Annotated in this window: 24 protein-coding genes; 14 read left to right on the plus strand and 10 right to left on the minus strand. The window is 71.3% G+C overall.

Annotated features, from left to right (window positions below; all coding sequences use genetic code 11):
• Nucleotides 1–2 precede the first annotated feature (2 nt).
• The 3 genes from ABD127_RS01280 to ABD127_RS01290 all read left to right on the plus strand — a co-directional run bounded on the left by ABD127_RS01280 (nucleotide 3) and on the right by ABD127_RS01290 (nucleotide 2859).
• Nucleotides 3–794: a nuclease-related domain-containing protein gene (locus tag ABD127_RS01280; RefSeq protein WP_344196883.1), complete on the plus strand. Its 792-nt coding sequence runs from the start codon at nucleotides 3–5 to the stop codon at nucleotides 792–794.
• Nucleotides 795–867: 73 nt separating this feature from the next.
• Nucleotides 868–2142 carry an HNH endonuclease signature motif containing protein gene (locus tag ABD127_RS01285; protein WP_344196885.1) on the plus strand — a complete coding sequence of 425 codons (1275 nt, stop codon included), beginning with the start codon at nucleotides 868–870 and terminating at the stop codon, nucleotides 2140–2142.
• Nucleotides 2143–2187: 45 nt separating this feature from the next.
• A complete protein-coding gene (locus ABD127_RS01290; RefSeq protein WP_344196887.1) occupies nucleotides 2188–2859 on the plus strand; it encodes a type 1 glutamine amidotransferase domain-containing protein in 672 nt (223 codons plus the stop codon).
• On the opposite strand, the gene ABD127_RS01295 is transcribed toward ABD127_RS01290, so the two are convergent.
• On the minus strand, nucleotides 2856–4748 hold the full coding sequence (locus ABD127_RS01295) for a linalool dehydratase/isomerase domain-containing protein (RefSeq protein WP_344196889.1): 1893 nt from the start codon (nucleotides 4746–4748) through the stop codon (nucleotides 2856–2858). The two genes, ABD127_RS01290 and ABD127_RS01295, sit on opposite strands and share 4 nt — an antisense overlap.
• The gene (locus ABD127_RS01300) at nucleotides 4745–5122 is read right to left on the minus strand and encodes a hypothetical protein (RefSeq protein ID WP_344196891.1); all 378 of its coding nucleotides are present in this window, start codon (nucleotides 5120–5122) and stop codon (nucleotides 4745–4747) included. The genes ABD127_RS01295 and ABD127_RS01300 overlap by 4 nt, the downstream gene beginning before the upstream one ends.
• A 239-nt stretch (nucleotides 5123–5361) precedes the next feature.
• Between ABD127_RS01300 and ABD127_RS01305 the strand changes: the two genes are divergently transcribed.
• Together ABD127_RS01305 and ABD127_RS01310 are read left to right on the plus strand one after the other, a co-directional pair.
• A complete protein-coding gene (locus ABD127_RS01305; RefSeq protein WP_344196893.1) occupies nucleotides 5362–5967 on the plus strand; it encodes a TetR/AcrR family transcriptional regulator in 606 nt (201 codons plus the stop codon).
• Nucleotides 5968–5991: 24 nt separating this feature from the next.
• On the plus strand, nucleotides 5992–6828 hold the full coding sequence (locus tag ABD127_RS01310; RefSeq protein ID WP_344196895.1) for a sulfurtransferase: 837 nt from the start codon (nucleotides 5992–5994) through the stop codon (nucleotides 6826–6828).
• On the opposite strand, the gene ABD127_RS01315 is transcribed toward ABD127_RS01310, so the two are convergent.
• Both ABD127_RS01315 and ABD127_RS01320 read right to left on the minus strand, forming a co-directional pair.
• On the minus strand, nucleotides 6825–7691 hold the full coding sequence (locus ABD127_RS01315; RefSeq protein WP_344196897.1) for an alpha/beta hydrolase: 867 nt from the start codon (nucleotides 7689–7691) through the stop codon (nucleotides 6825–6827). The genes ABD127_RS01310 and ABD127_RS01315 overlap by 4 nt on opposite strands.
• A gap of 9 nt (nucleotides 7692–7700) precedes the next feature.
• Nucleotides 7701–8633 carry an AEC family transporter gene (locus ABD127_RS01320; protein ID WP_344196899.1) on the minus strand — a complete coding sequence of 311 codons (933 nt, stop codon included), beginning with the start codon at nucleotides 8631–8633 and terminating at the stop codon, nucleotides 7701–7703.
• Between the two features lie 140 nt (nucleotides 8634–8773).
• On the opposite strand from ABD127_RS01320, the gene ABD127_RS01325 reads away from it, so the two are divergent.
• The 3 genes from ABD127_RS01325 to ABD127_RS01335 are packed head-to-tail and all read left to right on the plus strand — an operon-like array spanning nucleotide 8774 to nucleotide 11244.
• Nucleotides 8774–9670, plus strand: coding sequence for a 2-hydroxyacid dehydrogenase (locus ABD127_RS01325; RefSeq protein ID WP_344196901.1), 897 nt, complete (start codon nucleotides 8774–8776; stop codon nucleotides 9668–9670).
• A complete protein-coding gene (locus tag ABD127_RS01330) occupies nucleotides 9667–10416 on the plus strand; it encodes a sulfite exporter TauE/SafE family protein (RefSeq protein ID WP_344196903.1) in 750 nt (249 codons plus the stop codon). Before ABD127_RS01325 ends, ABD127_RS01330 begins: the two co-directional genes overlap by 4 nt.
• Nucleotides 10417–10425: 9 nt before the next feature.
• The gene (locus ABD127_RS01335) at nucleotides 10426–11244 is read left to right on the plus strand and encodes an alpha/beta fold hydrolase (RefSeq protein ID WP_344196905.1); all 819 of its coding nucleotides are present in this window, start codon (nucleotides 10426–10428) and stop codon (nucleotides 11242–11244) included.
• Here ABD127_RS01335 and ABD127_RS01340 read toward each other — a convergent pair.
• Together ABD127_RS01340 and ABD127_RS01345 are read right to left on the minus strand one after the other, a co-directional pair.
• Entirely contained in the window at nucleotides 11241–12584 is a 1344-nt protein-coding gene (locus tag ABD127_RS01340; protein ID WP_344196907.1) for an enolase C-terminal domain-like protein, read from the minus strand. The two genes, ABD127_RS01335 and ABD127_RS01340, sit on opposite strands and share 4 nt — an antisense overlap.
• Nucleotides 12585–12655: 71 nt before the next feature.
• On the minus strand, nucleotides 12656–13531 hold the full coding sequence (locus ABD127_RS01345; RefSeq protein WP_344196909.1) for a LysR family transcriptional regulator: 876 nt from the start codon (nucleotides 13529–13531) through the stop codon (nucleotides 12656–12658).
• 125 nt (nucleotides 13532–13656) lie between these two features.
• On the opposite strand from ABD127_RS01345, the gene ABD127_RS01350 reads away from it, so the two are divergent.
• Genes ABD127_RS01350 through ABD127_RS01370 form a run of 5 tightly spaced genes read left to right on the plus strand, consistent with a single transcriptional unit; the run spans nucleotide 13657 to nucleotide 18106 of the window.
• Nucleotides 13657–14658, plus strand: coding sequence for a Bug family tripartite tricarboxylate transporter substrate binding protein (locus ABD127_RS01350; RefSeq protein WP_344196911.1), 1002 nt, complete (start codon nucleotides 13657–13659; stop codon nucleotides 14656–14658).
• Nucleotides 14659–14666: 8 nt separating this feature from the next.
• The gene (locus ABD127_RS01355; RefSeq protein ID WP_344196913.1) at nucleotides 14667–15191 is read left to right on the plus strand and encodes a tripartite tricarboxylate transporter TctB family protein; all 525 of its coding nucleotides are present in this window, start codon (nucleotides 14667–14669) and stop codon (nucleotides 15189–15191) included.
• Between the two features lie 9 nt (nucleotides 15192–15200).
• On the plus strand, nucleotides 15201–16706 hold the full coding sequence (locus ABD127_RS01360) for a tripartite tricarboxylate transporter permease (RefSeq protein ID WP_344196915.1): 1506 nt from the start codon (nucleotides 15201–15203) through the stop codon (nucleotides 16704–16706).
• On the plus strand, nucleotides 16703–17092 hold the full coding sequence (locus ABD127_RS01365; protein ID WP_344196917.1) for a universal stress protein: 390 nt from the start codon (nucleotides 16703–16705) through the stop codon (nucleotides 17090–17092). Before ABD127_RS01360 ends, ABD127_RS01365 begins: the two co-directional genes overlap by 4 nt.
• Nucleotides 17093–17098: 6 nt before the next feature.
• On the plus strand, nucleotides 17099–18106 hold the full coding sequence (locus ABD127_RS01370; RefSeq protein ID WP_344196919.1) for a zinc-dependent alcohol dehydrogenase: 1008 nt from the start codon (nucleotides 17099–17101) through the stop codon (nucleotides 18104–18106).
• 377 nt (nucleotides 18107–18483) lie between these two features.
• On the opposite strand, the gene ABD127_RS01375 is transcribed toward ABD127_RS01370, so the two are convergent.
• From ABD127_RS01375 to kdgD, 3 genes are read right to left on the minus strand one after another with little or no spacing between them, the layout of a single operon-like run.
• Nucleotides 18484–19680, minus strand: a complete 1197-nt coding sequence (locus ABD127_RS01375) for an L-talarate/galactarate dehydratase (protein WP_344196922.1) — start codon at nucleotides 19678–19680, stop codon at nucleotides 18484–18486.
• A 2-nt stretch (nucleotides 19681–19682) separates the two neighbouring features.
• Complete coding sequence (locus ABD127_RS01380) at nucleotides 19683–21221, minus strand: aldehyde dehydrogenase (NADP(+)) (RefSeq protein WP_344196924.1); 1539 nt, start codon at nucleotides 21219–21221, stop codon at nucleotides 19683–19685.
• Nucleotides 21222–21225: 4 nt separating this feature from the next.
• Nucleotides 21226–22140 (minus strand): 5-dehydro-4-deoxyglucarate dehydratase, encoded by a 915-nt coding sequence (gene kdgD, locus ABD127_RS01385; protein ID WP_344196926.1) that lies wholly within the window; start codon nucleotides 22138–22140, stop codon nucleotides 21226–21228.
• A 139-nt stretch (nucleotides 22141–22279) separates the two neighbouring features.
• On the opposite strand from kdgD, the gene ABD127_RS01390 reads away from it, so the two are divergent.
• Complete coding sequence (locus tag ABD127_RS01390; RefSeq protein WP_344196928.1) at nucleotides 22280–23155, plus strand: DUF817 domain-containing protein; 876 nt, start codon at nucleotides 22280–22282, stop codon at nucleotides 23153–23155.
• Here ABD127_RS01390 and soxR read toward each other — a convergent pair.
• Nucleotides 23109–23576 (minus strand): redox-sensitive transcriptional activator SoxR, encoded by a 468-nt coding sequence (gene soxR, locus ABD127_RS01395; RefSeq protein WP_344196930.1) that lies wholly within the window; start codon nucleotides 23574–23576, stop codon nucleotides 23109–23111. The two genes, ABD127_RS01390 and soxR, sit on opposite strands and share 47 nt — an antisense overlap.
• Between the last annotated feature and the right edge of the window lie 31 nt (nucleotides 23577–23607).

A 23607-nucleotide genomic window follows, 5' to 3' on the forward strand; every position in this document is an offset into this window, starting at 1 on the left:
TCATGGGACAGTTCGATCCGTACTCGAGGCATGAGCTGAGGAAGATTCGACGCGCATGGCTGTGGCGTCGGCGTTGGCTGATCGCGGCGGGCATGGCGCTGATGGTCGCCATGGCTTTGGCCATGGAGGTTTGGTACCGCTTCGCAGGCGTCTCGGGGCCTGTTCGCTGGTACGTGTCCGGTGCCTTCCACGTGGGGGCCGTGGCGGCGATCCTGCACTTCCTGATGCTCGCGTTCCTGGCGCAGGACCCGGCGGCGATCCGACACCTTCGTGGTGCCTGGGGCGAGGAGGCGACGAGGGAGGAGCTCAAGCGCGCTCGGTGGCGGAGGAGCATCTGGGGATGGGTCGACAGCGTCCCGTTGCAGTACGGCGACATCGACCATCTCGTGGTGACCCGACACGGCGGGCTGGTGGCGATTGACTCGAAGTGGAGCAATGAGGCTGATGCGGATCGGCGTCGGGCGATGGCGGCAGCGGCATCACGGGTCAAGCAGCGCTCGGAGGCTGTGGTTCGGACCGTCTTGAAGTCGGAGCGCGGTGATCACCGCGCCCACGGAAGCCACGTCACCGTCCAACCTGTCGTGGTGGTCTGGGGTGCGCTCCAGAACGAGGTGCCGGAAGGCGCGCGCCTCGATGGCGTCGAGTTCGTTGCCGGTCGAGAACTGGTCAGATGGTTGAAGGCGCTGGATGGCGAGCCGGTCGACCGTGCGGCTGGGCGGGACTTGATCGAGCGGTTGGTCACGTTCCGTGAGAGCACATCGTCGGCCATCGCGGCTCGCGCTGAGCGTGTCTAGACGCGCCTGGGTCGTGGCCAAATCCCTGCAACGACGGGCGAAAAGTGTCGGTGGGGGTCACTAGGTTGGGGGCATGAGCAACGGCGTGGCGACGGTGGCGGACCTGATGGGTCTGGCGCGCGATCGAGCGATGGCCGAGGCTGCGGAGTGGCAAGCGATGCTGGCGTTCCATGACGCCGAGCTGGCGCGGATCGAGGCGATGGAGGTCTCGTCGATGCGCAAGCTGGTGGAGCGCTCCGGCATCGCGGTCGAGCTGGGTCAGGCGCTGAGCATGTCGCCGGGGCGGGTCTCGCTGCGCCTCGGGTCGGCCGATCGGCTCCGTGACGAGGCGCCACTCACCTGGTGGGCCTTCGGTCGCGGGCGCATCGATGCCGCGCGGGCGCGAGAGATCTCGTCGACGTTGGAGAAGCTGGAGCGGCCGGAGTCGCGTGAGCTGCTCGACGGAAGCGTGGTCGCGTACGCGTCGAAGCACACGGTGGTCGAGCTGCGGCGGTGGTTGAAGCGGTTCGTCAACCGGGTCGAGGCCGACCTGGCGATCGAGCGCGCCGACGCCGAGCGCGAGAAGCGGCACGTCGAGCTCGTGCAGGTCGACGACGGGATGGCGTGGTTGAACGCCTACCTGCCCGCGCACCAGGCCGCGGCGATCGCGTCACGCCTGCGACGTGGGGCGATCGCGGCGCGCACGGCCGAGGCCGACCACGCCGCAGCGGAGGGCACCGAGCAGGCGCCGCGGCGGACGCGCTCCCAGATCGAGGCGGACCTGCTGGCCGCGTGGCTGATGAGCGCCGACGACAGCCAGACCGCCCGCGGCAAGGGGATGGCGATCGACATCGCCGTCCTGGTCGACGCGCCCGTGCTGACCAGCCTCACCCAGGGTCACGCGGCTGCGGCTGACGGCTCGTGGGAGGTCCCCAGCGACTGGGTCCTCGACTCGGCGTTGACCGGAGACGCGTTCTGGCACCGGCTGCTGGTCGACCCGATCACCCGCGACACGCTCGCCCACGACTATCCCGGCTACAGCCCACCAGCCGTCCTGAAGCGCGCAATCGTCCTGCGCGACGGCGTCTGCTCCGGCCCCGGCTGTCTCCGACCGGCCGAGACGTGCGACCTCGACCACCGAGAACCCTGGCCCGAGGGCCCCACCAGCGGAGAGAATCTCGACCCCAAGTGCCGACGCGACCACGCGCTCAAGGGCCACGGGGTCCTGGCTGAGATCCTCGCTCGCCACCACCGGGCCCGCGCCTCCGACCAGGCCGAGGCCGACCGTGGTCTGCCCCGCCACCAGTCCAGCGTGTTCGAGAACCGGCTCGCCCGCTGGCTCACCGCCTACGACGAGGACGCCGCCTGACCTCGTCGCCTTGCGGGTTCAGGCGGCGTGGTTAGCGTGGAAGACATGACTTCTCGTGCAGCACTGCTCGTCCTCACCAGCCACGACGACCTCGGTGGCGTGCGCAAGACCGGCTACTTCGTCGGCGAGGCCGCCCACCCGTGGAAGGTCTTCACCGACGCCGGCTACACGGTCGACTTCGCCTCGATCAAGGGTGGACAGCCGCCCGAGGACGGCCGTGACGAGGACGACCCGGTGCAGGCCGAGTTCCTGAACGACGACGCCGTGCAGAAGCAGCTGTCCGAGACGCGTCGCCTGTCCGAGGTCAGCGCCACCGACTACGACACCGTCTACTTCGTCGGCGGTCACGGCACGATGTGGGACTTCCCGGACGACCCTAGCGTCGCCTCCGTCGCCCGCACGATCTACGAGAACGACGGCGTCGTCGCGGCGGTGTGCCACGGCCCGTCCGCGCTGGTCGGCATCACGCTGGGCAGCGGCCGCCCGCTCGTCGCGGGCAAGAAGGTCGCCGCCTTCACGAACGACGAGGAAGAGGCCGCCGGCCTCACCGACGCCGTCCCGTTCCTGCTGCAGACCCGCCTCGAGGAGCTCGGTGCGACCGTCGAGGTCGGCCCGAACTTCGCCGAGAACGTCGTCGTCGACGGCCGCCTCGTCACCGGTCAGAACCCGCAGTCCGCAGCCGGCGTCGCCCGCGAGGTCGTCGCGACGCTCGACTAGTAGACCCGCACCTCGAGCCGCTCGCCGAGGTCGACGGTCACGATCGCGCGGCCCTCGGAATCGGCCGTCGCGGTCGACGTGGCGGCACCGGTGACCTGGTACTCGCGACCCGGCACCAGCCGCTCGATCGCCAGGTCGGTGCGCACCGGCCCCGCGCCGGGCAGCAGGACGAGGTCCAGGGCCTGGCCGTCGGTGACCGCCTTCGCGACCAGCACGTCCGGGTAGGCGCACTCCGCCAGGACCGGTCCGGTGCGCCACGCCTCGGGCGTGCCGTGCGAGACGAGGTCGCGCAGCCCGTTCTCGCGACCGAACCGCCCCAGGGAGGCGTAGAGGTTCGCCAGGCCCGACGACCGCTCCATCCGGCGCACCCCGCCGCGATCCTCGATCGGCTCGCGCTCGTCGAGGGTCCGCTGCGCGGCGGCCGCGTACTCCTCGTCGCCCAGCTCCCGTGCCGCCATCATCGTGACGACGTGGCCGAACGTGTCGCGCAGCATCAGGTAGTTGCCCGGGTCGAGGTTCTTGGTCGCGAACGTCGGCAGGTGCAGGATCCCGTCGCGGATCTCGAGCCCCCGCTTCAGCAGCCACCACGTCCGCAGCGACAGCTCGGGCAGCGCCGCGTGCATCCAGTAGGTCGTGGTCGTCTGCACCGACGGGCTCGCCCAGAAGTTCCACGTCATGCCAAGATGCGCGGCCCGCACGCCGAGCAGCTTGCCGTCGGGCCGCACGAACTCGCGGTCGTACGCCGCCTGCAGCTTCGGCTGCACCTCGGTCGCGTACGCCGTGCCGTGCAGGCGGTCGTGGCTCACGAGCGTGTTGATCCCGAACGTGTTGCAGACCGTGTAGATCCAGTTCGGCTCGCACGGGAAGAGCGTGTAGTCCGAGGCGTTCATGTTGCGGTGGATCGACGACGCGAGGCTGCCGAAGCTGTGGTCGTAGGTGCGCTTCGCGTTCCAGCGGAAGGCCAGTGCGCCGGGCTGGGAGTAGCGGTCGTCGTTGAGCGTCTCGTACATGCCGATCTGCAGACCGTAGAAGCCCGTCAGCATGATGTTCTCGGAGTTCTCGACCGGCTCCGGGTCCCACTTCAGGTTGCCCCAGGCGTTCTCGTGCGCCCAGTACGCCCACGCCCGACGGACGAGCATCTTCTCGATCGCGTTGCGCTGCGCCTCCGCCAGGTAGCCGCCGAAGGCCGGGGTGCGTGTGAACTGCGCCATCGAGAGCCCGTAGGAGAGAGCGTTGAGCTGGTAGCGCAGCGCAGCCTCGCGGTACTGGTCGAGGTGGGTGAACCCCGTGAACTCGTCGACCGGCTGCAGGGCCAGGTCCAGGCCGAAGCGCAGTCGCGCGAGGTCCTCCGCGGAGCTCTCGGCGACGGGCAGGCCGGCGGCCAGGTCGGGGGCGCCGCCCACGACGAGCCCCGCCGTCGCCAGCTCGCGGTTCAGCGCGGCACCGACCCGCACCTGTGCGCGGTGGCGGGCGAGGTGCACCAGGAGGCCCAGGACGATGAGCGTCGGACCGACCGCCAGCGTCAGCCCGACGTGGTCGAGGTCGTCCGCCGAGGCAGCGCCCCACCAGGCGGTGCCCGCGAGCACGAGCGGCGGCACGATCGTGGCACCGAAGAACCACCAGACCACCAGGCCCAGCACGAAGATCGCCAGCACGACCGCGGCCATGACGAACGAGCCCGAGGCGACGAAGCCGCCACCGGGCCAGATCAGGCCGAGCGCCGCAGCGCGCCAGCCGTCGCCCGTCGCGGCCCCGGCGACGACCAGGACGATGAGCCACAGGGCGGTGTAGACCCCGATCGATCGGGTGATCCGCAGCTGCGTCGTCGGACCGAACGCGCCGTCGGGGACGGGAATCAGCAGCGGACGCTGCTCCAGGGTGCTGGTCATGAGGGGACTCCAGATCGTGCGGGGGTGGGGGAGGCGAGGAGTGCAGGCCACCAGCGGGCCAGGCCCACGGTCATGGCGGCGAGGCCGAGCAGGTGCAGCGCGACGTCGAGGACGGGGGAGTAGGTGCGGCCGAGCAGGTGGGCGTCGACCATCATCACGGTGGTCCACGTGGCGCCGGCGACCATGAGCGCACGCCAGCCCTCGCGGGGGCGGCGAGACGCGGGCACGAGCAGGAGGATCGCCACGAGGGCGGCGGCCCAGATCAGGTCACGGGCGAGCCAGTGCAGGTGCGCGCCGCTGGCGTCACCGAGCAGCTCGGCCGTGCCGACGTAGGCCAGCACGGCGAGCGCGCCCGCCGGTCCGGCGGCGATCACGGGCCTCTGCGCGACGGGTCGTGGCGCCCGTGCCGGTGCTGCAGTTCCGGGGGCCGATCGGCGGGCCGGGGGCGGGAACGGTTCGGGTGCCGGACCTCGTCCGAACCGCCAGGCACGACGGATCCACGAGATGAGCAGCGCAGCAGCCAGGCAGCAACCCATGTGACCCACCTCTCTCTGACACGGTTGCGTGTCAGAATGCAGTCCCGGAGTGGAGTTGTCAATGGAAGGATGTCGGCGTGAGCACCCCACCGGTCGAGCGCCGCTACCGCGGCGTCAGTGCGGAGGACCGTCGGTCCGGCCGCCGCGAGAAGCTCGTGGAGGCGGGGCTCGACCTGGTCGGGCAGCGCGGGGTCTCGGCCGTCACCGCCGAGTCCGTCGCCACCGAGGCCGGGCTCACCAAGCGCTACTTCTACGAGAGCTTCGCCGACCGCGACGTCCTCCTGCGTGCGCTCGTCGACGACCTGCTCGGCGACGTGCAGGTCGCGATCGCCGAGGCGCTGACCGGCACCCCTGACGACGTGGGCGCCCGCATCAGCGCCACGGTCCGCGCCCTCGTCGACACGCTCGCGGCCGACCCCCGACGCGCCCGCCTGTACGCCGAGACCGGGGCGCACGACGCGCTGCGCACGCGCCGTGAGGAGGCGCTCGACGACTACGCGATGCTGCTGATGGTCGACGTCCTGCGGGGTGACCCCACCGATCCGCACCTGCGCCTGACGGCACGCCTCGTCGTGGCCGGCACGACCGACGTCGTCAGCCACTGGCTCGCCGGCGATCTCGACCTCACGCGCGACGAGCTCGTCGCCGACGTCTCAGCCATCGGCGTCGCGCTCGCTCCGTAGCCGGAGGTCCCTAGGCTCGGGAGCATGACCTCCTCGCACCCGCGCCTCGTCGACGCCCAGTGGCTCCACGACCACCTGTCCGACTCCTCGATCCGCGTCGTGGACGCCACGGTCCACCTCACGTTCGACGAGGACGGTGCCCACACCGAGTCCGGTCGCGAGACGTACCGCGAGGCCCACGTGCCCGGCGCGACCTTCGCCGACCAGCTGACCGAGCTGACCGAGCACGACGGCGAGGCCGGGTTCGCGGCGGTGGCCTCGGCGCGGTTCGCCGAGGTCGTCGGTGGACTCGGCATCGGCCACGACAGCACCGTGGTCGTGTACGACCACGTCAACAGCATCTGGGCGACGCGCCTGTGGTGGCAGCTCACGTTCGAGGGCCATGACGACGTCGTGGTGCTCGACGGCGGACTGGCCGCCTGGCAGGGGGCCGGCTTCCCGGTCGAGGCCGGTGACGCCTCGTACCCGGCCGCCACGTTCACGCCGCAGCGCCGCCCCGAGCGCATCGCGTCGACCGCGCAGGTCGAGGCCGCCACGAGCGACGACGCCGTGCTGCTCGTCAACTCGCTGAGCCGCGACTCCTTCGCGCAGGGCCGCATCCCCGGCAGCGTCAACGTCCCGTTCGACGAGCTCGTCGACGCGTCGGGCCAGCTGCGCAGCCTCGACGAGCTGCGTCCGCTGTTCGAGTCCGTCGGGGCCCTCGACCCCGGCGTCGCACCCGTGACGTACTGCGGTGGCGGCATCGCCGCCACGGCGGTCGCCTTCGCGCTGCAGGGTCTCGGCCGTGACGACGTCGCGATCTACGACGGCTCGCTGAACGCGTGGACCTCAGACCCGGAGCGCCCGCTCGAGCGTGGCTAGCCCCGCATGAACTCCGCGATGAGCTTCACGGCGCGGCGGGCCTCGGGGGTGAAGGTCGCGGCGGGGTAGACGTGGAAGCCGGACGGCTCGACTCGGAACCGCAGGTCGACCCCGGCGTCCATCGCGCGCTCGCAGAACTTGAGCGTGTCGGCGAGCAGCACGTCGTGCCCGCCCTGCAGGACCAGGGTGCGGGGCAGCCCGGTCGGATCGGCGAAGATCGGGCTCACCCGGGTGTCCGTGACATCGTGCGGGCCCGCCCACTGCTGGCCTGCCCACGCGGCGCCGGGGATCTCGAGCATGGGGTCGATCTCGACCAGGCCGGGCGCAACCGGGTTGGAGGCGGACGGATCGAGCCAGGGCGCGATCAGCACCAGGCCGTCGACGTCCTGCCCGTGCAGCGCCAGGCCGACCGACAGGCCGCCGCCCGCGGAGTCGCCGCCGAGGAACACGGGTCGGCCCGCCGCGCGTCGGCGCACGGCCTCGATCACTGGCGGCACGAACGCGAAGGCGTCGTCGACGGTGTGCTCCGGGGCGAGCCCGTACAGCGGCACCGTGACCGTCGCGCCGGTCTGCGCGACGACCTTGCCGAGGAACGCCCAGTGCGCCGGGATGATCGCCGCGATGTAGGCGCCGCCGTGAAGGTAGACGAGCTCGGTGCCGGAGCCCTTCTCGCGCGGGGTCAGCGTGATGACCGGGAAACCGCCGACGGTCTCCTCCTCGACGTGGCACGAGCGGAGCAGTGCCCGCGACACGGCGGCGGGGGCGTCGCGCTCGGCGACCCGCTTCTGCGCCGTCTCGACCGAGGTGAGCGTCTTGGGGCGGCGGGCCAGGACGGCGCGGGCCAGGGACATCGTGAGCGACATGACGACAGGCTAGGTGAGCAGGGCCGTGATCACGGCGACGGCGGGCACCGACAGCAGGGTCGACATGAAGATCGCGTCCCGCGCGAGCACCGCCGAGCGTTCGTACCGGCTGGCGATCACGAAGATGTTCTGGGCCGTCGGCAGCGCCGCGATGACGGTGACGGCGAGCAGCTCGGCGCCGTCCAGGTCCAGCGCGTACCGCGCCACGGCGTACGCCACGAGCGGCTGCACGACCATCTTGAGCGACACGATCGTCCACAGGTGGGCCGGTCGGTCGCCCGCACCCGGTCGCGGGCCGAGCCGCAGCGAGATCCCGTAGGCGATCAGCATCCCCGGCACCGCCATGCCGCCGACCAGCTCGAGCGGATCGTGCACGACCCGCGGCATCGGCGTCGACGTGACCGAGAGCGTCACGCCGATGATCGAGCCCAGCGTCAGCGGGTTGCGGAACGGGCGGGAGACGACCTGCCACCACGAGAGCCGGCGTTCGGCGACCGCGATGTCCAGGATCGTCAGGCCGAGCGGCTGCAGCAGCAGCATCTGGAGCAGCAGCGCGGGGGCCACCAGGGCCGCGTCGCCGAGGACGTACGCCGCGATCGGCAGGCCGAGGTTTCCCGCGTTGACGTAGGACGACGACAGCGCGCCGACGACCGTGTCGGCGAGGCCCTGGCGGAACACGAAGACCGCGAGCAGCGCGTAGATCACCACCACGACGCCGACCGCGGCGACGGTCGCGACGAGGTTCGAGGAGAGGACCGTCGACACGTCGGCCGACGCCAGCACCGTGAGCATGAGCGCCGGGCTGGCGACGTAGAACGCGAGCTTGCTCAGCAGCTGCTGGGCCGCCAGGTCGAACAGGCCGACCCGGGCCAGGATCCAGCCGAGGGCGATGACGGCGATGATCGTCGCGAAGCCCTCGACGACACCTGTCACTCGTCCCATGATCCTCCACCGCTGGCCCGCGCGTGACCGTGGGAGGGGTTCGAACCGCATCGGCATCACGTGATGCCGGTTGGTCATCGCCGTCTCGTCGTCGCGAGGTCGTGACGGTGGTCACGGGCATCGTTGCTAGCGTCGTGACCATGGCGTCTCCTGTGCTCCTGGCCCACCCGCTGCAGGCCGATCTGGCCGCCGACCTGGTGCGCCTGCACGGTGCCGTCTCGGACCCGGCCGACGACGTCCGCGTCGCGGTGACGACCTCCCGCTTCGGCCTCTCGGCCGAGGAGATCGCGGCACTGCCGGGGCTCGAGGCGATCGTGAGCTTCGGGGTCGGCTTCGACTCGATCGACCTCGACGCGGCCCGCGATCGGGACATCGCGATCGCGACGACGCCCGGCGTGCTCACCGACGCGGTCGCGGACCTCGCGGTCGGGCTGCTGATCGACTCGGTGCGTCAGGTCAGTGCCGCTGACCGGTACGTGCGCGACGGCCGGTGGGCCGCCGGCGGCACGTATCCGCTCACGGGCCACGTCACGGGCCGCAAGGTCGGCATCGTCGGCCTGGGCCGGATCGGGACGGCGATCGCCGACCGCCTGGCCGGGTTCCGCTGCGAGATCGGGTACCACAACCGCTCGGTGGCCGACGTCCCGTTCGCGTACCACGCGTCGGTCGCCGAGCTCGCGGCCTGGGCCGACGTGCTGGTGCTCGCCGCCCCGGGAGGCGGCGACCCGATCGTCGGCGCGAACGAGCTCGCGGCGCTCGGGCCCCAGGGGCACCTGGTCAACATCGGACGCGGTGGCCTCGTCGACGAGCCCGCCCTGGTCGCGGCCCTGACCGACGGCACGATCGCCGGAGCCGGTCTCGACGTCTTCGCCGACGAGCCGCACGTGCCGGAGGCGCTGTGGGCCCTCGACAACGTGGTGCTGGTGCCGCACGTCGGCTCGGCGACGCAGCAGACCCGCCGCGAGATGGCCGATCTCGTGCTCGACAACGTCGCGGCATTCCTGGAGCGGGGCGAGCTCGTCACGCCGCTCAGGTGAGCGAGGCGCTGCTGGTCCTCGCGGGGATCGGTGCGGGGCTGTGCGGCTCGGTGGCGGGGCTCGCGTCGCTCGTGAGCTACCCCGCCCTGCTGGCGTTCGGGCTGCCGCCGCTCGTCGCGAACGTCACCAACACGACCGCGATGGTCGGCACGGCTGCCGGGGCGATCGGTGGCTCGCAGCCCGAGCTCAAGGGGCAGGGGCGCCGCGTCGGCGTGCTCGTCGTGCAGACGTTCCTCGGCGGGCTCCTCGGGGCAGCCCTGCTGCTCTCGATGCCGGCCGAGGCCTTCGAGGCCGTCGTGCCGTGGCTCGTCGCGCTGGGCTCGGTGCTGCTGCTCGCGCGCGACCGGATCCGTGCCTGGGCGGTGCGTCGTGCCGAGCGACGTGAGGGCGTGCCCGGACCGCGGTGGACCGGCCCGCTGCTGATGGTGCTGGTCGGTGTCTACGGCGGCTACTTCGGGGCGGGCGTCGGCATCATCGCGCTGGCGATCCTCGCGGTGCGCCACTCCGAGCCGCTCGCGATCACCAACGCCGTCAAGAACGTCGCGACGGGCGTCTCCAACCTCGCGGCGGTCTGCGTGTTCGTCGTGGTCGCGGACGTCGACTGGTCGGCCGCGCTGCTGCTCGGTGCCGGAGCCGTGGTCGGTGCTGCTGCCGGCCCGTGGGTCGTGCGGCGGGTGCCGGAGAAGCCGTTCCGGATCGCCGTGGCGATCGCCGGTCTCGGGCTCGCGGTGCGGCTCGCGCTCTAGCGTGGGGGCATGGAACCGGACATCGTCAGCATCGACGGGGTGGAGACCGCGACGTGGGTCCTCGGGTCCGAGGGGCCGTCCCCGGACGTCGTGCTGTGCCACGGGACCCCGTGGTCGGCCGAGGTGTGGCGACAGGTCGGGACGCGTCTCGCCCAGGGTCGACGGGTGCACCTGTGGGACATGCCGGGGTACGGGCGGTCCTCGATGGACGCCGACGTCCCGGTCGACCTCGCGTCGCAGATGGCGCGACTGCCGCGCCTGCTGGACCACTGGGGGCTGGAGTCGCCCGACGTCGTCGCGCACGACATCGGGGGAGCGGTCGCGCTCGGCGCCCACCTGCGACACGGCGCTGAGTACCGGCGCCTGGTGCTGTGGGACGTCGTGACCCTCGACCCGTGGGGATCGCCCTTCTTCCGCCTGGTCGCCGAGAACGCCGACGTGTTCGCCGCCCTGCCACCGGCACTGCACGCCGCGCTGGTGCGCGAGTACGTCGCGGGCGCCGCGAACCACGCGCTGTCCGACGCGTGGGTCGAACGGCTCGCAGCACCGTGGGTGACCGAGCCGGGGCAGGCGGCGTTCTACCGGCAGATCGCGGCCCTCACGCCCGCGGACACCCGTCCCGTGGTCGAGCGACTCGCCTCGGTGAGATGTCCTGCCGCGATCGGGTGGGGGCAGGCGGACCCGTGGATCCCGGTGGAGCAGGCTGGCCGCCTTGCCGACGCGCTTCCGGGCGACGTGCCGATCGCGACCCTCGAGGGGGTCGGGCACCTCGCGCCGGTCGAGGCGACCGAGGCGGTGGCCGACGCCGTCGAGGCCTGGCTCGCCTAGCGCACGAGGCAGGGGCGCTTGGAGTCGAACTCCCAGCCCGGGACGAGGTACTGCATCGCGACGGCGTCGTCGCGGGCGCCGAGGCCGTGCTCCAGGTAGAGCTCGTGCGCGGCCTGGACCTTGTCCTCGTCCAGCGTGACGCCGAGGCCGGGCGTCGTGGGCACCTCGATCGCACCGCCCACGATCTGTGGGGGAGCGGTCGTCAGCCCCTGGCCATCCTGCCAGATCCAGTGGGTGTCGAGCGCCGTGATCTCGCCCGGCGCGGCCGCACCGACGTGGGTGAACATCGCGAGTGAGACGTCGAAGTGGTTGTTGGAGTGCGATCCCCAGGTCAGGCCGAAGTCGTGGCACATCTGCGCGACGCGCACCGAGCCGCGCATCGTCCAGAAGTGCGGATCGGCCAGCGGGATGTCGACCGACTGCTCGCGCACGGCGTGCGCCATCTCGCGCCAGTCGGTCGCGATCATGTTGGTCGCGGTGGGCAGGCCCGTGGCGCGGCGGAACTCCGCCATCGTCTCGCGCCCCGAGAAGCGGCCCTCGGGTCCGCACGGGTCCTCGGCGTAGGCCAGGACGTCGCGCAGGCTGCGCCCGATCTCGATCGCGTCGGCCAGGAGCCAGCCGCCGTTGGGGTCCAGCGTGATGCGGGCGTCGGGGAAGGCCTCCTTCAGGGCGCGTACGCTCTGCGCCTCCTCGTGGCCGGCGAGCACGCCGCCCTTGAGCTTGAAGTCGGTGAAGCCGTAGCGCTCGGCGGCGGCCCGGGCCAGGCGCACGACGCCGTCGGGATCGAGCGCCTGCTCGCGCCGGACGCGCTCCCACGCGTCGGACCCGGCGGGCTCGCGCAGGTAGGGCAGGTCGGTCGCGTCGGGGTCGCCGACGAAGAAGAGGTAGCCCAGCATCGGCACGTGGGTGCGCTGCTGGCCCTCGCCGAGCAGCTCGGCGACCGGGACGCCGAGGTGCTGGCCGTGCAGGTCGAGCAGGGCCGACTCGAGCGCCGTGACGGCGTGGATCGTCGTGCGCTGGTCGAAGGTCTGGACGCCGCGGCCGCCCGCGTCGCGGTCGGCGTAGGTCGCGGCGACCTCGCGCAGGAGCGAGCCGTAGCGGGCGACCGGCTGGCCGACGAGCAGGGCGGCCGCGTCGTCGATCGTCTGGCGGATCGACTCGCCGCCCGGCACCTCGCCGACGCCGGAGCGACCGTCGCTGTCGGTCACGATCGCGAGGTTGCGCGTGAAGAACGGCCCGTGGGCGCCGCTGAGGTTCAGCAGCATGCTGTCGTGGCCCGCGACGGGGACGGCCCTCACGCTGACGATCGTGGGTCCCGGGGTCGCGCGCAGTGCTGTCATGCGCGTCACACTACGAGGCTGCGCGATTCCCGTCCAAGATCAACTCCGGATCGAGTGATGCGCGAGCGGTATCAGTTCTCGAGGGCGTCGAGGACCGTCTGCAGGGCCGGGTTGTCGGAGTCGCGCGGCCACAGCAGGTGCAGCTCGGCCTGCTGGTCGGTCACGCCGCGCAGCGACAGGTAGGTGACGCCCTCGATGTGCAGCCCCTGGGCCGACTCCGGCACGAACGCGACGCCGCGGTGTCCGGCGACGAGCCAGGTCATCGTCAGGATCTGGCTCACGGTGTGCACGACGTTCTGCTGGCCGACGGGCACGATCCGCACGACCAGGTTGTAGAAGTACCGTGCCTTGGTGGGCGAGTGCATGATGAGCGGTTCCTGCACCAGGTCGTCGGCGGTGACGTCACGGTCGAGTGCGGTCATCCAGTGCCCGTCCGGCACCGCCAGGACCATGTCCTCGGTGTGGAGCAGGCGCGAGGCGAACTGCTCGGTGTCGAACGGTGGACGGGCCAGGCCGAGGTCGAGCTCGCCCGACTGGAGTCCGGCGATCTGCTCGGCCGTGACCATCTCGTACAGGTCGAGGTCGATGTCCGGCGCGGCGTCGGCGGCTGCGTTGAGCACGCGCGTCAGCGTTCCGTACGTCGACGCGGCGGTGAAGCCGATGCGCACCGTGCCGGCGGACCCGGCGGCGATGCGGCGCGCACGATCGGGCGCCACGTCGGCCAGCGTCAGCAGGCGCCGCGCCTCGCTCAGGAAGGCGGCGCCGGCCGGGGTCAGGGCGACCTTGCGGTTGTCGCGGTCGAGCAGACGGACCCCGACGGAGCGCTCGAGCTTCTGGATCTGGCGGCTCAGGGGAGGCTGGGTCATGAGCAGCCGCTCGGCCGCGCGACCGAAGTGGAGCTCCTCGGCGACGGCGACGAAGCCGCGCAGCTGGTCGAGTGAGAACATGATGCAGGCAAGGTATCACCTCATGTTCCATTGGGCTTGGACATGCATGACTCGGCTACCTAAAGTCGCCACGTGCCCAGCGGAGTGACCCCGCTCACACGGGCCCGGACGAAATGGAGACACCCATGACCGCATCCCCCACGAAGCGTCTGCGGACGCTCGCCGGAGTGGCGGCCCTCGCCCTCGGCCTGAGCGCCTGCGGTGGCGGCAACCTCGGGTCCGACGACTCGGGCGAGAACTTCCCCGACGGCGCGATCAACCTGACCGTCGGCCAGGACCCGGGCGGCAGCACCGACCTCATCGCGCGTGCGCTCGCCAACCCGGTCTCGGACGACCTCGGCGTCGAGGTGCCGGTGCTCAACCGGCCCGGCGCCAACGGCGCGCTCGCGGCCAAGGAGCTCGCCAGCAAGTCGCCCAACGGCCAGGAGCTCATGGTCATGAACCTCTCGCTCGTGGCCATCACGAGCCTGACGGTCCCCGAGGACGACGCGATCAACCTCGACGACTACACCGTCATCACCGGCATCAGCGAGGACGACTACGTGCTCGTCTCCAACGCCGACAGCGGCCTCAACACGGTCGACGACCTGAAGGCCGCCGGCGCGCTGAACTACGCGACGACCGGTACCGGCACCGGCAGCCAGCTCTCCTCGGCGCTGCTCTTCCAGCTCGCCGAGATCGACGGCACCGCGGTGCCGTTCGACGGCGGCTCGCCCGCGCTGACCGCCGTGCTCGGCAACCAGGTCGACGTCGCGAGCATCCAGCTCGGTGAGGCCATGCCGCAGATCCAGGCCGGCACCATCACGCCGATCGTGACCTTCGCGGCCGATCGCAACGAGTTCCTCGACGACGTGCCCACGGCGGTCGAGGAGGGCTACGAGGTCGAGGTCGCCCAGGCGCGCGCCATCGTCGGACCGAAGGACATGTCCGAGGACGTCGTCACGCAGCTGCGCGACGCGTTCACCAAGGCCTTCGAGACGCAGGCCTACCAGGACTTCAACGAGGCCAACCTGCTCCGCCCGCAGGAGCTCGACGGTGACGAGCTCGCCGAGGCCTGGAACCAGTCCGCCGAGACCTACCGTCAGCTGACGGAGGAGTACGGCATCGACCTCGGGTCGACCAAGTGAGCTCGCCGATGACGCCGGACCACGCCGAGACGACCCAGGCCGAGCCTGAGTCCGTCGAGGAGCTCGTGGCGCAGTGGGAGGACGAGAAGCCTCCCGCCGCCGGCCCGGTCACCAACATCGCGACCGGTGCCCTCGTGGCCCTGCTCGGGGTGGCCGGCGTCATCGGCTCCCGCTCGCTCGGGCTGGGCAGCGCCTCGCAGCCCGGCCCGGGCACCTGGCCCCTCGTGATCTCGGTCGGGCTGATCCTGCTGGGCCTGCTGCTCGTGGTCCGCGCCCGCACCGCGGGCTTCGGCGAGAAGTTCAGCGTCGACAGCTGGCGCGTCGCCTCCGGCCTCGCCTCGATGATCGCGTTCACGCTGCTGATCGGGAACATCGGGTTCGAGATCCCCGCCGCGCTCCTGGCCTTCTTCTGGCTCAAGGTCCTCGGCAACGAGGGCTGGCGATCGTCGCTCATCGGCGCCGTCCTGATGCCCGTCGTCTTCTACCTGATCTTCGTCACCGGCCTGTCGACGAACATCCCCCACCTCTTCTAGGACCCCACGATGGACTTTGCACCTGTCATCGACGGCTTCGGGGTCGTCCTCCAGCCCGAGAACCTGCTCTACTGCCTGATCGGCGTCACGGTCGGCATGCTGATCGGCGTGCTGCCGGGCCTCGGCCCGGCCGCCACGGTCGCGATCCTGCTGCCCATCACGCTGACGGTCGAGCCCGTCACGGCGATCATCATGCTCGCGGGCATCTTCTACGGTGCCCAGTACGGCGGCACGATCACGTCCGTCCTGCTCCGGTTGCCCGGTGAGGCGTCGTCGGTCGTCACGGTCTTCGACGGCTACGCGATGGCCCGGCAAGGACGGGCCGGGGCCGCGCTCGGCATCGCCGCGATCGGCTCGTTCGTCGGCGGCACGCTGGCCATCATCGGCCTGACGTTCTTCGCCCCGCTGGTGGCCTCCTTCGCCCTCGACTTCGGCCCGCCGGAGTACACGATCCTCGCGATCCTGGGCATCCTGCTGGTCGCGTCGGTCGGCAGCGGCACGCTGGTCAAGGCGCTCATCGCCGCAGCGATCGGCCTGCTCCTCGCCACGATCGGCCGCGACGGCTTCACCGGCTCGGAGCGCTTCACCTTCGACGTGCTCCAGCTCAGCGACGGCATCGACTTCGTGCCGATCGCGATGGGCGTGTTCGGCCTCGGCGAGATCCTCTACAACCTCGAGGACCGCCACAACAACACCAAGGCGCCCACCAAGGTCACCAAGGTGCTGCCCAGCAGGGCCGAGCTCAAGCAGTCCTCCGGTGCGATCGGCCGCGGGTCGGTCATCGGCTTCTTCCTCGGCATCCTGCCCGGCGGAGGCGCGGTGCTGTCGTCGCTCGCGGCGTACGCCTACGAGAAGAAGCGCTCCAAGAACCCCGAGCGCTTCGGCCAGGGTGCGATCGAGGGCGTCGCCGCTCCCGAGTCGGCCAACAACGCCGCCGCGACCTCGTCGTTCATCCCGCTGCTGACGCTCGGCATCCCGGCCAACGCGACGATCGCCGTGATCTACGGCGCGCTGCTGATCCAGGGCGTCACGCCCGGCCCGCAGCTCGTCGAGGACAACCCGGACATCTTCTGGGGTGTCGTCAACTCGATGTACATCGGCAACGTGTTCCTGCTGATCATGAGCATCCCGCTCATCGGGATCTTCGTGAAGATCCTGCAGGTGCGCGCCGCGATCCTGGCCCCCATCACGGTGCTCATCACGCTGATCGGCGCCTACACGATCGCCAACAGCGTCTTCGACATCTTCCTGGTCTGCCTGTTCGGCGCGATCGGCTACCTGATGAAGAAGGTCGGGCTCGAGCCCGGGCCGCTGGTCCTGGCCTTCGTGCTCGGCGTGCTGCTGGAGACCGCGCTGCGCCGCTCGCTGATCCTGTTCGGTGGCGACCCCACCGGCTTCATCGGCCGGCCCATCTCGGGCACGCTGGTCGCGATCCTCGTTGCGGTGATCGCGTTCCCGCTCATCGCGAAGCTGTGGAAGAGCAAGAGCAAGACCAAGGAGAAGGAGCTCGTATGACGGTCCTGGTGGGATACCTCCCCAACGCCGAGGGCGAGGCCGCGTTCCGGGCCGGGCTCGAGGAGGCGGCGCGTCGCTCGACCTCGCTCACGGTCGTGAACTCCCCGCGATCGGGTGCACCGGTGACGAGCTCGCAGGCCGACGAGGCAGCGCTCGCCGCGCTGGTCGCCTCCGCTGCCGAGGCGGGCGTCGAGCTCGCCGTCCGGCAGGACCACCACGAGGACGACCTCGCGGCCACGATCCTGGCGATCGCCGACGAGGTCGACGCCGCCGTCATCGTGATCGGGCTGCGCCACCGCTCGGTCGTCGGCAAGCTCCTGATGGGCAGCGCCGCGCAGCGGATCCTGCTCGACAGCGAGCGCCCCGTGCTCGCCGTCAAGCCCTAGCTCCTGATGCGCGCCGCGTTCATGCGGCAGGCCGGGGTCGTGGAGGTCGCTGACTTCCCCGACCCCGTGCCTGCGTCCGGTGAGGTCCTGGTGCGGATGCACCACGCCTCGATCTGCGGGTCCGACACCCACGTCGTGCTCGACGGCTTCCACCGGCCCGAGCGCTTCGGCGAGCCCGGCTACCCGGGGCACGAGGGCGTGGGGGTCGTGGAGGAGTCGCGGTCCGAGCGCTTCGCCGTGGGGGACCGGGTGCTCACGGTGCCGCCCGGCTGGCTGGGCGCGTGCTTCGCCGAGCTCCAGGTCGTGCCCGAGGCCTACCTCGTGCCGGTGCCCGACGGGGTGACGCTGCAGCGCGGACTCATGGCGCAGCAGCTCGGCACCACGGTCTTCGCGATGAAGAAGTTCGTCCGTCCCGACGTCGACCCGGCCACCGGGACGGCGGTCGTGATCGGTGCCGGGTCCGCGGGGCTGTACTTCGTGCAGCACCTGCGCCGGCTCGGGTACGCGCAGGTCGTCGTGTCCGAGCCCGACCGGGAGCGGCGGGCACTCGCGCGGCGGCTCGGTGCGACGCGGATCCTCGACCCGACGACCGAGTCGCTCGTCGACGTCGTCGCCCACCTCACCGACCACGTCGGTGCCGACCTCGTGGTCGAGGCCGCGGGCTACGACGCCCTGCGCGCCGAGGCGATCGAGATCGTCCGCCACAGCGGCACCGTCGGGTTCTTCGGCTACCCGGAGGTCAGCGGTGACGCGCCCTACCCGTCGTTCCTGGCCTTCCGTCGCAACGTGTCGATCGAGTGGGTCAACGGCGCCCAGCTCGAGCCCGGCCTCGCGTCCTTCCACGAGGCGATGGGCCTGATCGCGGCGGGCGACATCGCGGTCGACCACTGCCTCGAGCGCTTCCTCGACCTCGAGGACGTGGATGCGGCCGTGCGCCTGGCCAAGCGCCGTGGCGAGGGTGCCGCGAAGATCAACCTCACGATGCCGGCCGGACGGGTCACGTCCGCTGGTTGAGGTGTGAGTGCCCGCTAGGGCGCGAGCCTCGAAACCACGGTCGGATCGGCACGGCAGAACCCACGGACAAGCAGCATGGACCGCGAAAGGCTCCGGGCCCTCCACCCCCGGGCGACCGCACGATGTGGTCACGAAGGTCCCGATTTCGGCCCGAATTCGATGCCGAACTGACCACATCTTGCAGGTCCGCCGAGAAGTGACCACTTTGGGCCCATTTTTACGGCCAGAATGGGCCCAAAGTGGTCAATTCTCGGCGGAGCCCACCGCTGTGGTCCATGCCGCTTGTCCGTCAGTGCCGGAGGCGTTCACCTGACCGCGGAACGCACGAGGCCCCCTCCACTCGCGGGGTGGAGGGGGCCTGCTCGGGGGGCGGTGCGTCAGGCGCGCTTGCCGAACTCGTGCGTGGCGACGGTCCAGGCGCGGGCCTGCTCGGAGAGCGTGAAGCCGAGGCCCGGGCGGTCCGAGACCCACATGCGGCCGTCGCGCGTCTCGAGCGACTCGTTGAACAGCGGGTCGAGCCAGTCGAAGTGCTCGACCCACGGCTCGATCGAGTAGGCCGCCGCGAGGTGGACGTGGATCTCCATCGCGAAGTGCGGGGCCAGCTCGAGCTGCTTGGACTCCATGATCGTCGTCAGCTTGAGGAACTGCGTGATGCCACCGATGCGCGGGGCGTCGGGCTGCACGATGTCCTGGGCACCGACCTCGATGAGGTGCAGGTGCTCGGCGACGCTCGCCAGCATCTCGCCGGTCGCGATCGGGGTGTCGAGCGAGCGACGCAGCTCGGCGTGGCCCTCGGCGTCGTACGCGTCGAGCGGCTCCTCGATCCAGACGAGGTTGAACTCCTCGAAGATCCGGCCCATGCGCATCGCGGTCGCGCGGTCCCACTGCTGGTTCGCGTCGACCATGAGCGGCACGTCGGGGTCGAGGAACTCGCGCACGGCCGTCACGCGGGCGACGTCGGTGCGCCAGTCGGGCTGGCCGACCTTGAGCTTGATCGCGCCGATGCCGGCGTCGAGCGAGGCGGCGGCGTTCTCCTTGACCTGCTCGATCGGCGTGTGCAGGAAGCCGCCGGAGGTGTTGTAGGTGCGCACGGAGTCGCGGTGCGAGCCGATCAGCTTGGCCAGGGGCAGACCCGCGCGCTTGGACTTGAGGTCCCACAGCGCGACGTCGAACGCGGCGATCGCCTGCGTGGCCAGACCGCTGCGGCCGACCGAGGCGCCCGCCCAGCTGAGCTTGACCCACAGCTTCGCGATGTCGCTCGGGTCCTCGCCGATCAGCACGTCGCCGATCTCCTTGGCGTGGGCGAACTGGCCCGCGCCGCCGGCGCGCTTGGAGTACGAGAAGCCGACGCCCTCGTGGCCGTTCTCGGTCTGGATCTCCACGACGAGGAACGCGACCTCGGTCATGGGCTTCTGGCGACCCGTCAGGACCTTCGCGTCGCTGATGGGCGTCGCGAGCGGCAGGATCACCGACGAGAGCGTGATGTGGGCGATGCGGTCGACCGTTCCCGGGCCGGAAGACGCGGCGATGATCGCGGCGTCGGGGCCGGACAGGGCGCTGGTGGTGGCGGTCATGGTCACTCCTGGGTGGGGGCCGGCTCGAGGCGGCCGTCGACGGTGCGGGGGACGCTGTAGGGATTCTCGTCCCGCAGCTCGGGGGGCAGGAGCGCCGCGGGGACGTCCTGGTAGGCGACGGGACGCAGGAAGCGCTCGATCGCACGGCTGCCGACCGACGTGGTCGCCGGGGCCGAGGTGGCGGGGAACGGGCCGCCGTGGACCATCGTGTGGCCCACGTCGACGCCGGTGGGCCAGCCGTTGACGAGCACGCGGCCCGCGACGAGCTCGAGCTCGCCGATCAGGTCGCGAGCGAGGTCGTCGTCGCCCTCGCCGAGGTGGAGGGTCGCGGTGAGCTGGCCCTCCAGGCGCTCGGCCAGCTCCGGCAGCCGTGCCGGGTCCGCGACGCGCACCACGAGTGCGGCCGGGCCGAACATCTCGTCGTGCAGGTTCGGGTTGGCGTCGAGCACGGCGTCGGTCGTCTCGAACAGGCGCGGCGTCGCGGAGACCGGGACCTCAGGGGCCGCGCCGGCGCCGACCTGCGTGACGCCGTCGGTGCCGCCCGTGCGGTCGGTCGCGGAGTCGAAGGCGGCCGCGATGCCCGCGGTCAGCATGGGACCGGCCGCGACGTCGGTGAGCGCGTCGCTCGCGACCTTCACGAACTCGTCGGCACCCGCGCCGTCGGCCACGAAGACCAGGCCGGGCTTGGTGCAGAGCTGGCCGGCGCTGCCGGTCAGGGAGGTCACGAACCCGCGCGCCACCTCGCCCGCACGCTCCTCGAGCGCGCCGGGGAGCAGAAAGACCGGGTTGACGGCCGACATCTCGGCGTAGACCGGGATCGGCACGGGGCGGGCCTGGGCGGCCGCGACGAGGGCGAGTCCACCGCCGCGCGAGCCGGTGAAGCCCACGGCCTTGATGCGGGGATCGGTCACGAGCGCGGTGCCGAGCTCGTGCGTCGTGCCCTGCAGGAGCGAGAAGACGCCCTCGGGCAGCCCGCTCTCGGCGACGGCAGCGCTGATGGCGCGACCGACGATCTCGGACGTGCCCGGGTGCGCCGGGTGGCCCTTGACGACGACGGGGCAGCCCGCAGCGAAGGCCGAGGCCGTGTCGCCGCCGGCGACCGAGAACGCGAGCGGGAAGTTGCTGGCGCCGAACACGGCGACGGGGCCGACCGGCACCGCGCGCTGGCGCAGGTCCGGGCGGGGGAGCGGAGCGCGGTCCGGCAGCGCCGGGTCGATGCGCACGTCGCGCCAGGCGCCGTCTCGCACGACCTTCGCGAACAGGCGCAGCTGGCCGACCGTGCGGCCGGTCTCGCCCTGCACCCGCCCGAGCGGCAGGCCCGTCTCGGCCTGCACCGTCGGCCACAGCTCGTCGGTCGAGGCCTCGATGTGGGCGGCGACCGACTCGAGGAACGCGGCGCGCACCTCAGGGGTCGTCGCACGGAAGGCCGGGAAGGCGGCGGCGGCCTTGAGCGTGGCCGCCTCGACGTCGGCGGGACCGTGCTCGGGGAACGCGGGGCCGACGGGCTCGCCCGTCGCGGGGTTGATCGCGGTGAACGTCATGCGGTCAGGACACCTTCTTCACGAGGTCGGTGAGCTCGGCGAGCTGGCTGTCGGACAGGTCGGTGATGGGCGGACGCACCGGGCCGGCCGTGCGGCCGACCGCGGTCATGCCCGCCTTGACGATGCTGACCGCGTAGCCCTGGCCCTGGTTGCGCAGGTTGCAGTAGGGAATCACGAAGTCGTTCAGCGCCGTGCGGATGTGGTCGGTGTCGTTCGCGCGGACCGCGGTGTAGAAGTCGAGCGCGAACTGCGGCACGAAGTTGAAGATGGCCGACGAGTAGGTCGTCAGGCCGAGGCTCAGGTAGGGGAGCGCGAACATCTCGGCGGTGGGCAGGCCGCCCACGTAGAGGAGGCGGTCGCCGATCTGGCTGTAGATGCGGGTCATCTGGTCGACGTCGCCGCCGCCGTCCTTGAAGCCGATCAGGTTCGGGCACGCCTCGACGAGACGGGCGACGGTGACGTCGTCGTAGATCGCGTTCGCGCGGTTGTAGATGATGACGCCGAGGGAGGTCGAGTCGCACACGGCCTTGACGTGCTGGAACAGCCCCTCCTGACCGGCTTCGGTCAGGTACGGCGGGAACAGCAGGATGCCGGCCGCGCCGGCCGCCTCGGCGGCCTGCGACAGCTCGATCGCGGTGCGGGTGCCGTAGCCGGCCGGGGCCAGCACGGGCGTGCCCGCCGGGGCGCTCTCCACCGCGGCGGAGACGACCTGGACGACCTCGGGGGTCGTGAGCGAGAAGAACTCGCCGGTGCCGCCGGCGGCGAACAGGCCCGCGGCGTCGTACTGGCCGAGCCACTCGATGTTCTCCCGGTAAGCGGGCTCGTCGAAGGCGAGGTCGTTCGTGAAGTGCGTGACGGGGAACGAGAGCAGTCCCTGCCCGAGGTGGGCAGCGAGCTCGGTGGGCGTCAGCGTGGTCATGGATCTCCCTCGACAAAGGTGTGGCGTTCACCACAGACCCTAGGAACGGGATTGATCCACGTCCAACACTCTTACTGGATGGATTGATGCGTGAAGGGTATTGACCGGGTTCGTTCCTCCGGGCGTTTACGCTGGCGCCGTGGACGAGCTGCCGGGCGGTGACGCGACCTCGCTGGAACGGCGGATCCTCGCGTGGGCGCGAGGTCGGCTGGAGGGTGCACCGTCGACCGGCTGGCGCGGGTACCTGGTCGAGTTCCTCGTCTTCGGGATCAAGCAGGCCTGGGCCTGCGTCTTCGGCGCCCTGATGCTGCTCGTGCTGGTCGTGACGGCCGTGGCGTATCCGGAGGCTGCCGCGCTCGACCGCAACGACCTGCTCGTGCTCCTGGCCGTCGCGATCCAGGTCGGCATGGTGCTCGGACGTCTGGAGACGGGTCGTGAGCTCTGGGTCGTCGTGCTGTTCCACGTCGCCGGCACGGGCATGGAGCTGTTCAAGACCTCCGTCGGCTCGTGGAGCTACGAGGGTGGCGGCGTCCTGCACCTCGGGGCCGTGCCGCTGTACAGCGGCTTCATGTACGCCGCGGTGGGCTCGTACCTGGTGCGCGTCATGCGACTGTTCGACCTGCGGTTCACGCGGTACCCGCCGCTGTGGGCCACGGTGCTCGTCGCCGCGGGCATCTACGCGAACTTCTTCACGCACCACTACGTCATCGACCTGCGGTACGTCCTGCTCGCCGCGGTGCTGCTGCTGTGGGGCAGGTGCGTCATGCACTTCCGCGTGCACCGGCACGTGCTGCGGATGCCGGTCGTCGTCGCGTTCGCCCTCGTGGCGTTCTTCATCTGGATCGCGGAGAACGTCGCCACCGCGGCCGGGGCGTGGCTCTACCCGAGCCAGCTCGACGGCTGGGAGGTCGTTCCGTTCACGAAGTTCGTCTCGTGGTTCCTGCTCATGATCATCTCGGTCGTGCTGGTCACGTTCGTGTACCGGCCGAAGGAGCCGGAGGCTGCTCGAGCCTGACCGGTCCGGGCCCACGCTCCGCGAGCTCGTCGCCCGGGTTGTAGAGCGTGCAGGAGCGCAGCGAGAGGCAGCCGCAGCCGATGCAGCCGTCAAGGTCGTCGCGCAGGGACTCGAGGCGCGCAATGCGGTCGTCGAGCTGGGTGCGCCACGAGCGCGAGAGGCGGGTCCAGTCGGCCTTCGTCGGCGTGCGGCCCTCGGGCAGGGTCGCCAGGGCGGCGGCGATGTCGGCGAGCGGGATGCCGATCCGCTGCGAGACCCGGATGAAGCCGATCCGACGCAGCACGTCACGCCGGTACCGGCGCTGGTTGCCGGCGGTGCGCTCGCTCGTGATCAGTCCGTTGCGCTCGTAGAAGTGGAGCGCCGACACGGCGACGCCGGAACGGCTCGAGACCTCGCCGGGGGAGAGCATCGTGGTGGTCATTTGACCTCAACCATACTTGAGGTTGTTGCAT

The organism is Aeromicrobium alkaliterrae, assembly GCF_039529015.1.
In the GTDB taxonomy this organism is placed as follows: Bacteria; Actinomycetota; Actinomycetes; order Propionibacteriales; family Nocardioidaceae; genus Aeromicrobium; species Aeromicrobium alkaliterrae.

Bases quoted from the DNA above. Each gene is read 5' to 3' on its own strand.
- ABD127_RS01325 (WP_344196901.1), top strand. From the start codon at position 8,774: ATGGCGTCTCCTGTGCTCCTGGCCCACCCGCTGCAGGCCGATCTGGCC.
- ABD127_RS01280 (WP_344196883.1), top strand. From the start codon at position 3: ATGGGACAGTTCGATCCGTACTCGAGGCATGAGCTGAGGAAGATTCGA.
- ABD127_RS01355 (WP_344196913.1), top strand. From the start codon at position 14,667: ATGACGCCGGACCACGCCGAGACGACCCAGGCCGAGCCTGAGTCCGTC.
- ABD127_RS01310 (WP_344196895.1), top strand. From the start codon at position 5,992: ATGACCTCCTCGCACCCGCGCCTCGTCGACGCCCAGTGGCTCCACGAC.
- ABD127_RS01350 (WP_344196911.1), top strand. From the start codon at position 13,657: ATGACCGCATCCCCCACGAAGCGTCTGCGGACGCTCGCCGGAGTGGCG.
- ABD127_RS01360 (WP_344196915.1), top strand. From the start codon at position 15,201: ATGGACTTTGCACCTGTCATCGACGGCTTCGGGGTCGTCCTCCAGCCC.
- kdgD (WP_344196926.1), bottom strand. From the start codon at position 22,140: ATGACCACGCTGACGCCCACCGAGCTCGCTGCCCACCTCGGGCAGGGA.
- ABD127_RS01285 (WP_344196885.1), top strand. From the start codon at position 868: ATGAGCAACGGCGTGGCGACGGTGGCGGACCTGATGGGTCTGGCGCGC.
- soxR (WP_344196930.1), bottom strand. From the start codon at position 23,576: ATGACCACCACGATGCTCTCCCCCGGCGAGGTCTCGAGCCGTTCCGGC.
- ABD127_RS01340 (WP_344196907.1), bottom strand. From the start codon at position 12,584: ATGACAGCACTGCGCGCGACCCCGGGACCCACGATCGTCAGCGTGAGG.
- ABD127_RS01370 (WP_344196919.1), top strand. From the start codon at position 17,099: ATGCGCGCCGCGTTCATGCGGCAGGCCGGGGTCGTGGAGGTCGCTGAC.
- ABD127_RS01290 (WP_344196887.1), top strand. From the start codon at position 2,188: ATGACTTCTCGTGCAGCACTGCTCGTCCTCACCAGCCACGACGACCTC.
- ABD127_RS01345 (WP_344196909.1), bottom strand. From the start codon at position 13,531: ATGTTCTCACTCGACCAGCTGCGCGGCTTCGTCGCCGTCGCCGAGGAG.
- ABD127_RS01320 (WP_344196899.1), bottom strand. From the start codon at position 8,633: ATGGGACGAGTGACAGGTGTCGTCGAGGGCTTCGCGACGATCATCGCC.
- ABD127_RS01315 (WP_344196897.1), bottom strand. From the start codon at position 7,691: ATGTCGCTCACGATGTCCCTGGCCCGCGCCGTCCTGGCCCGCCGCCCC.
- ABD127_RS01375 (WP_344196922.1), bottom strand. From the start codon at position 19,680: ATGACCGCCACCACCAGCGCCCTGTCCGGCCCCGACGCCGCGATCATC.
- ABD127_RS01365 (WP_344196917.1), top strand. From the start codon at position 16,703: ATGACGGTCCTGGTGGGATACCTCCCCAACGCCGAGGGCGAGGCCGCG.
- ABD127_RS01335 (WP_344196905.1), top strand. From the start codon at position 10,426: ATGGAACCGGACATCGTCAGCATCGACGGGGTGGAGACCGCGACGTGG.
- ABD127_RS01295 (WP_344196889.1), bottom strand. From the start codon at position 4,748: ATGACCAGCACCCTGGAGCAGCGTCCGCTGCTGATTCCCGTCCCCGAC.
- ABD127_RS01380 (WP_344196924.1), bottom strand. From the start codon at position 21,221: ATGACGTTCACCGCGATCAACCCCGCGACGGGCGAGCCCGTCGGCCCC.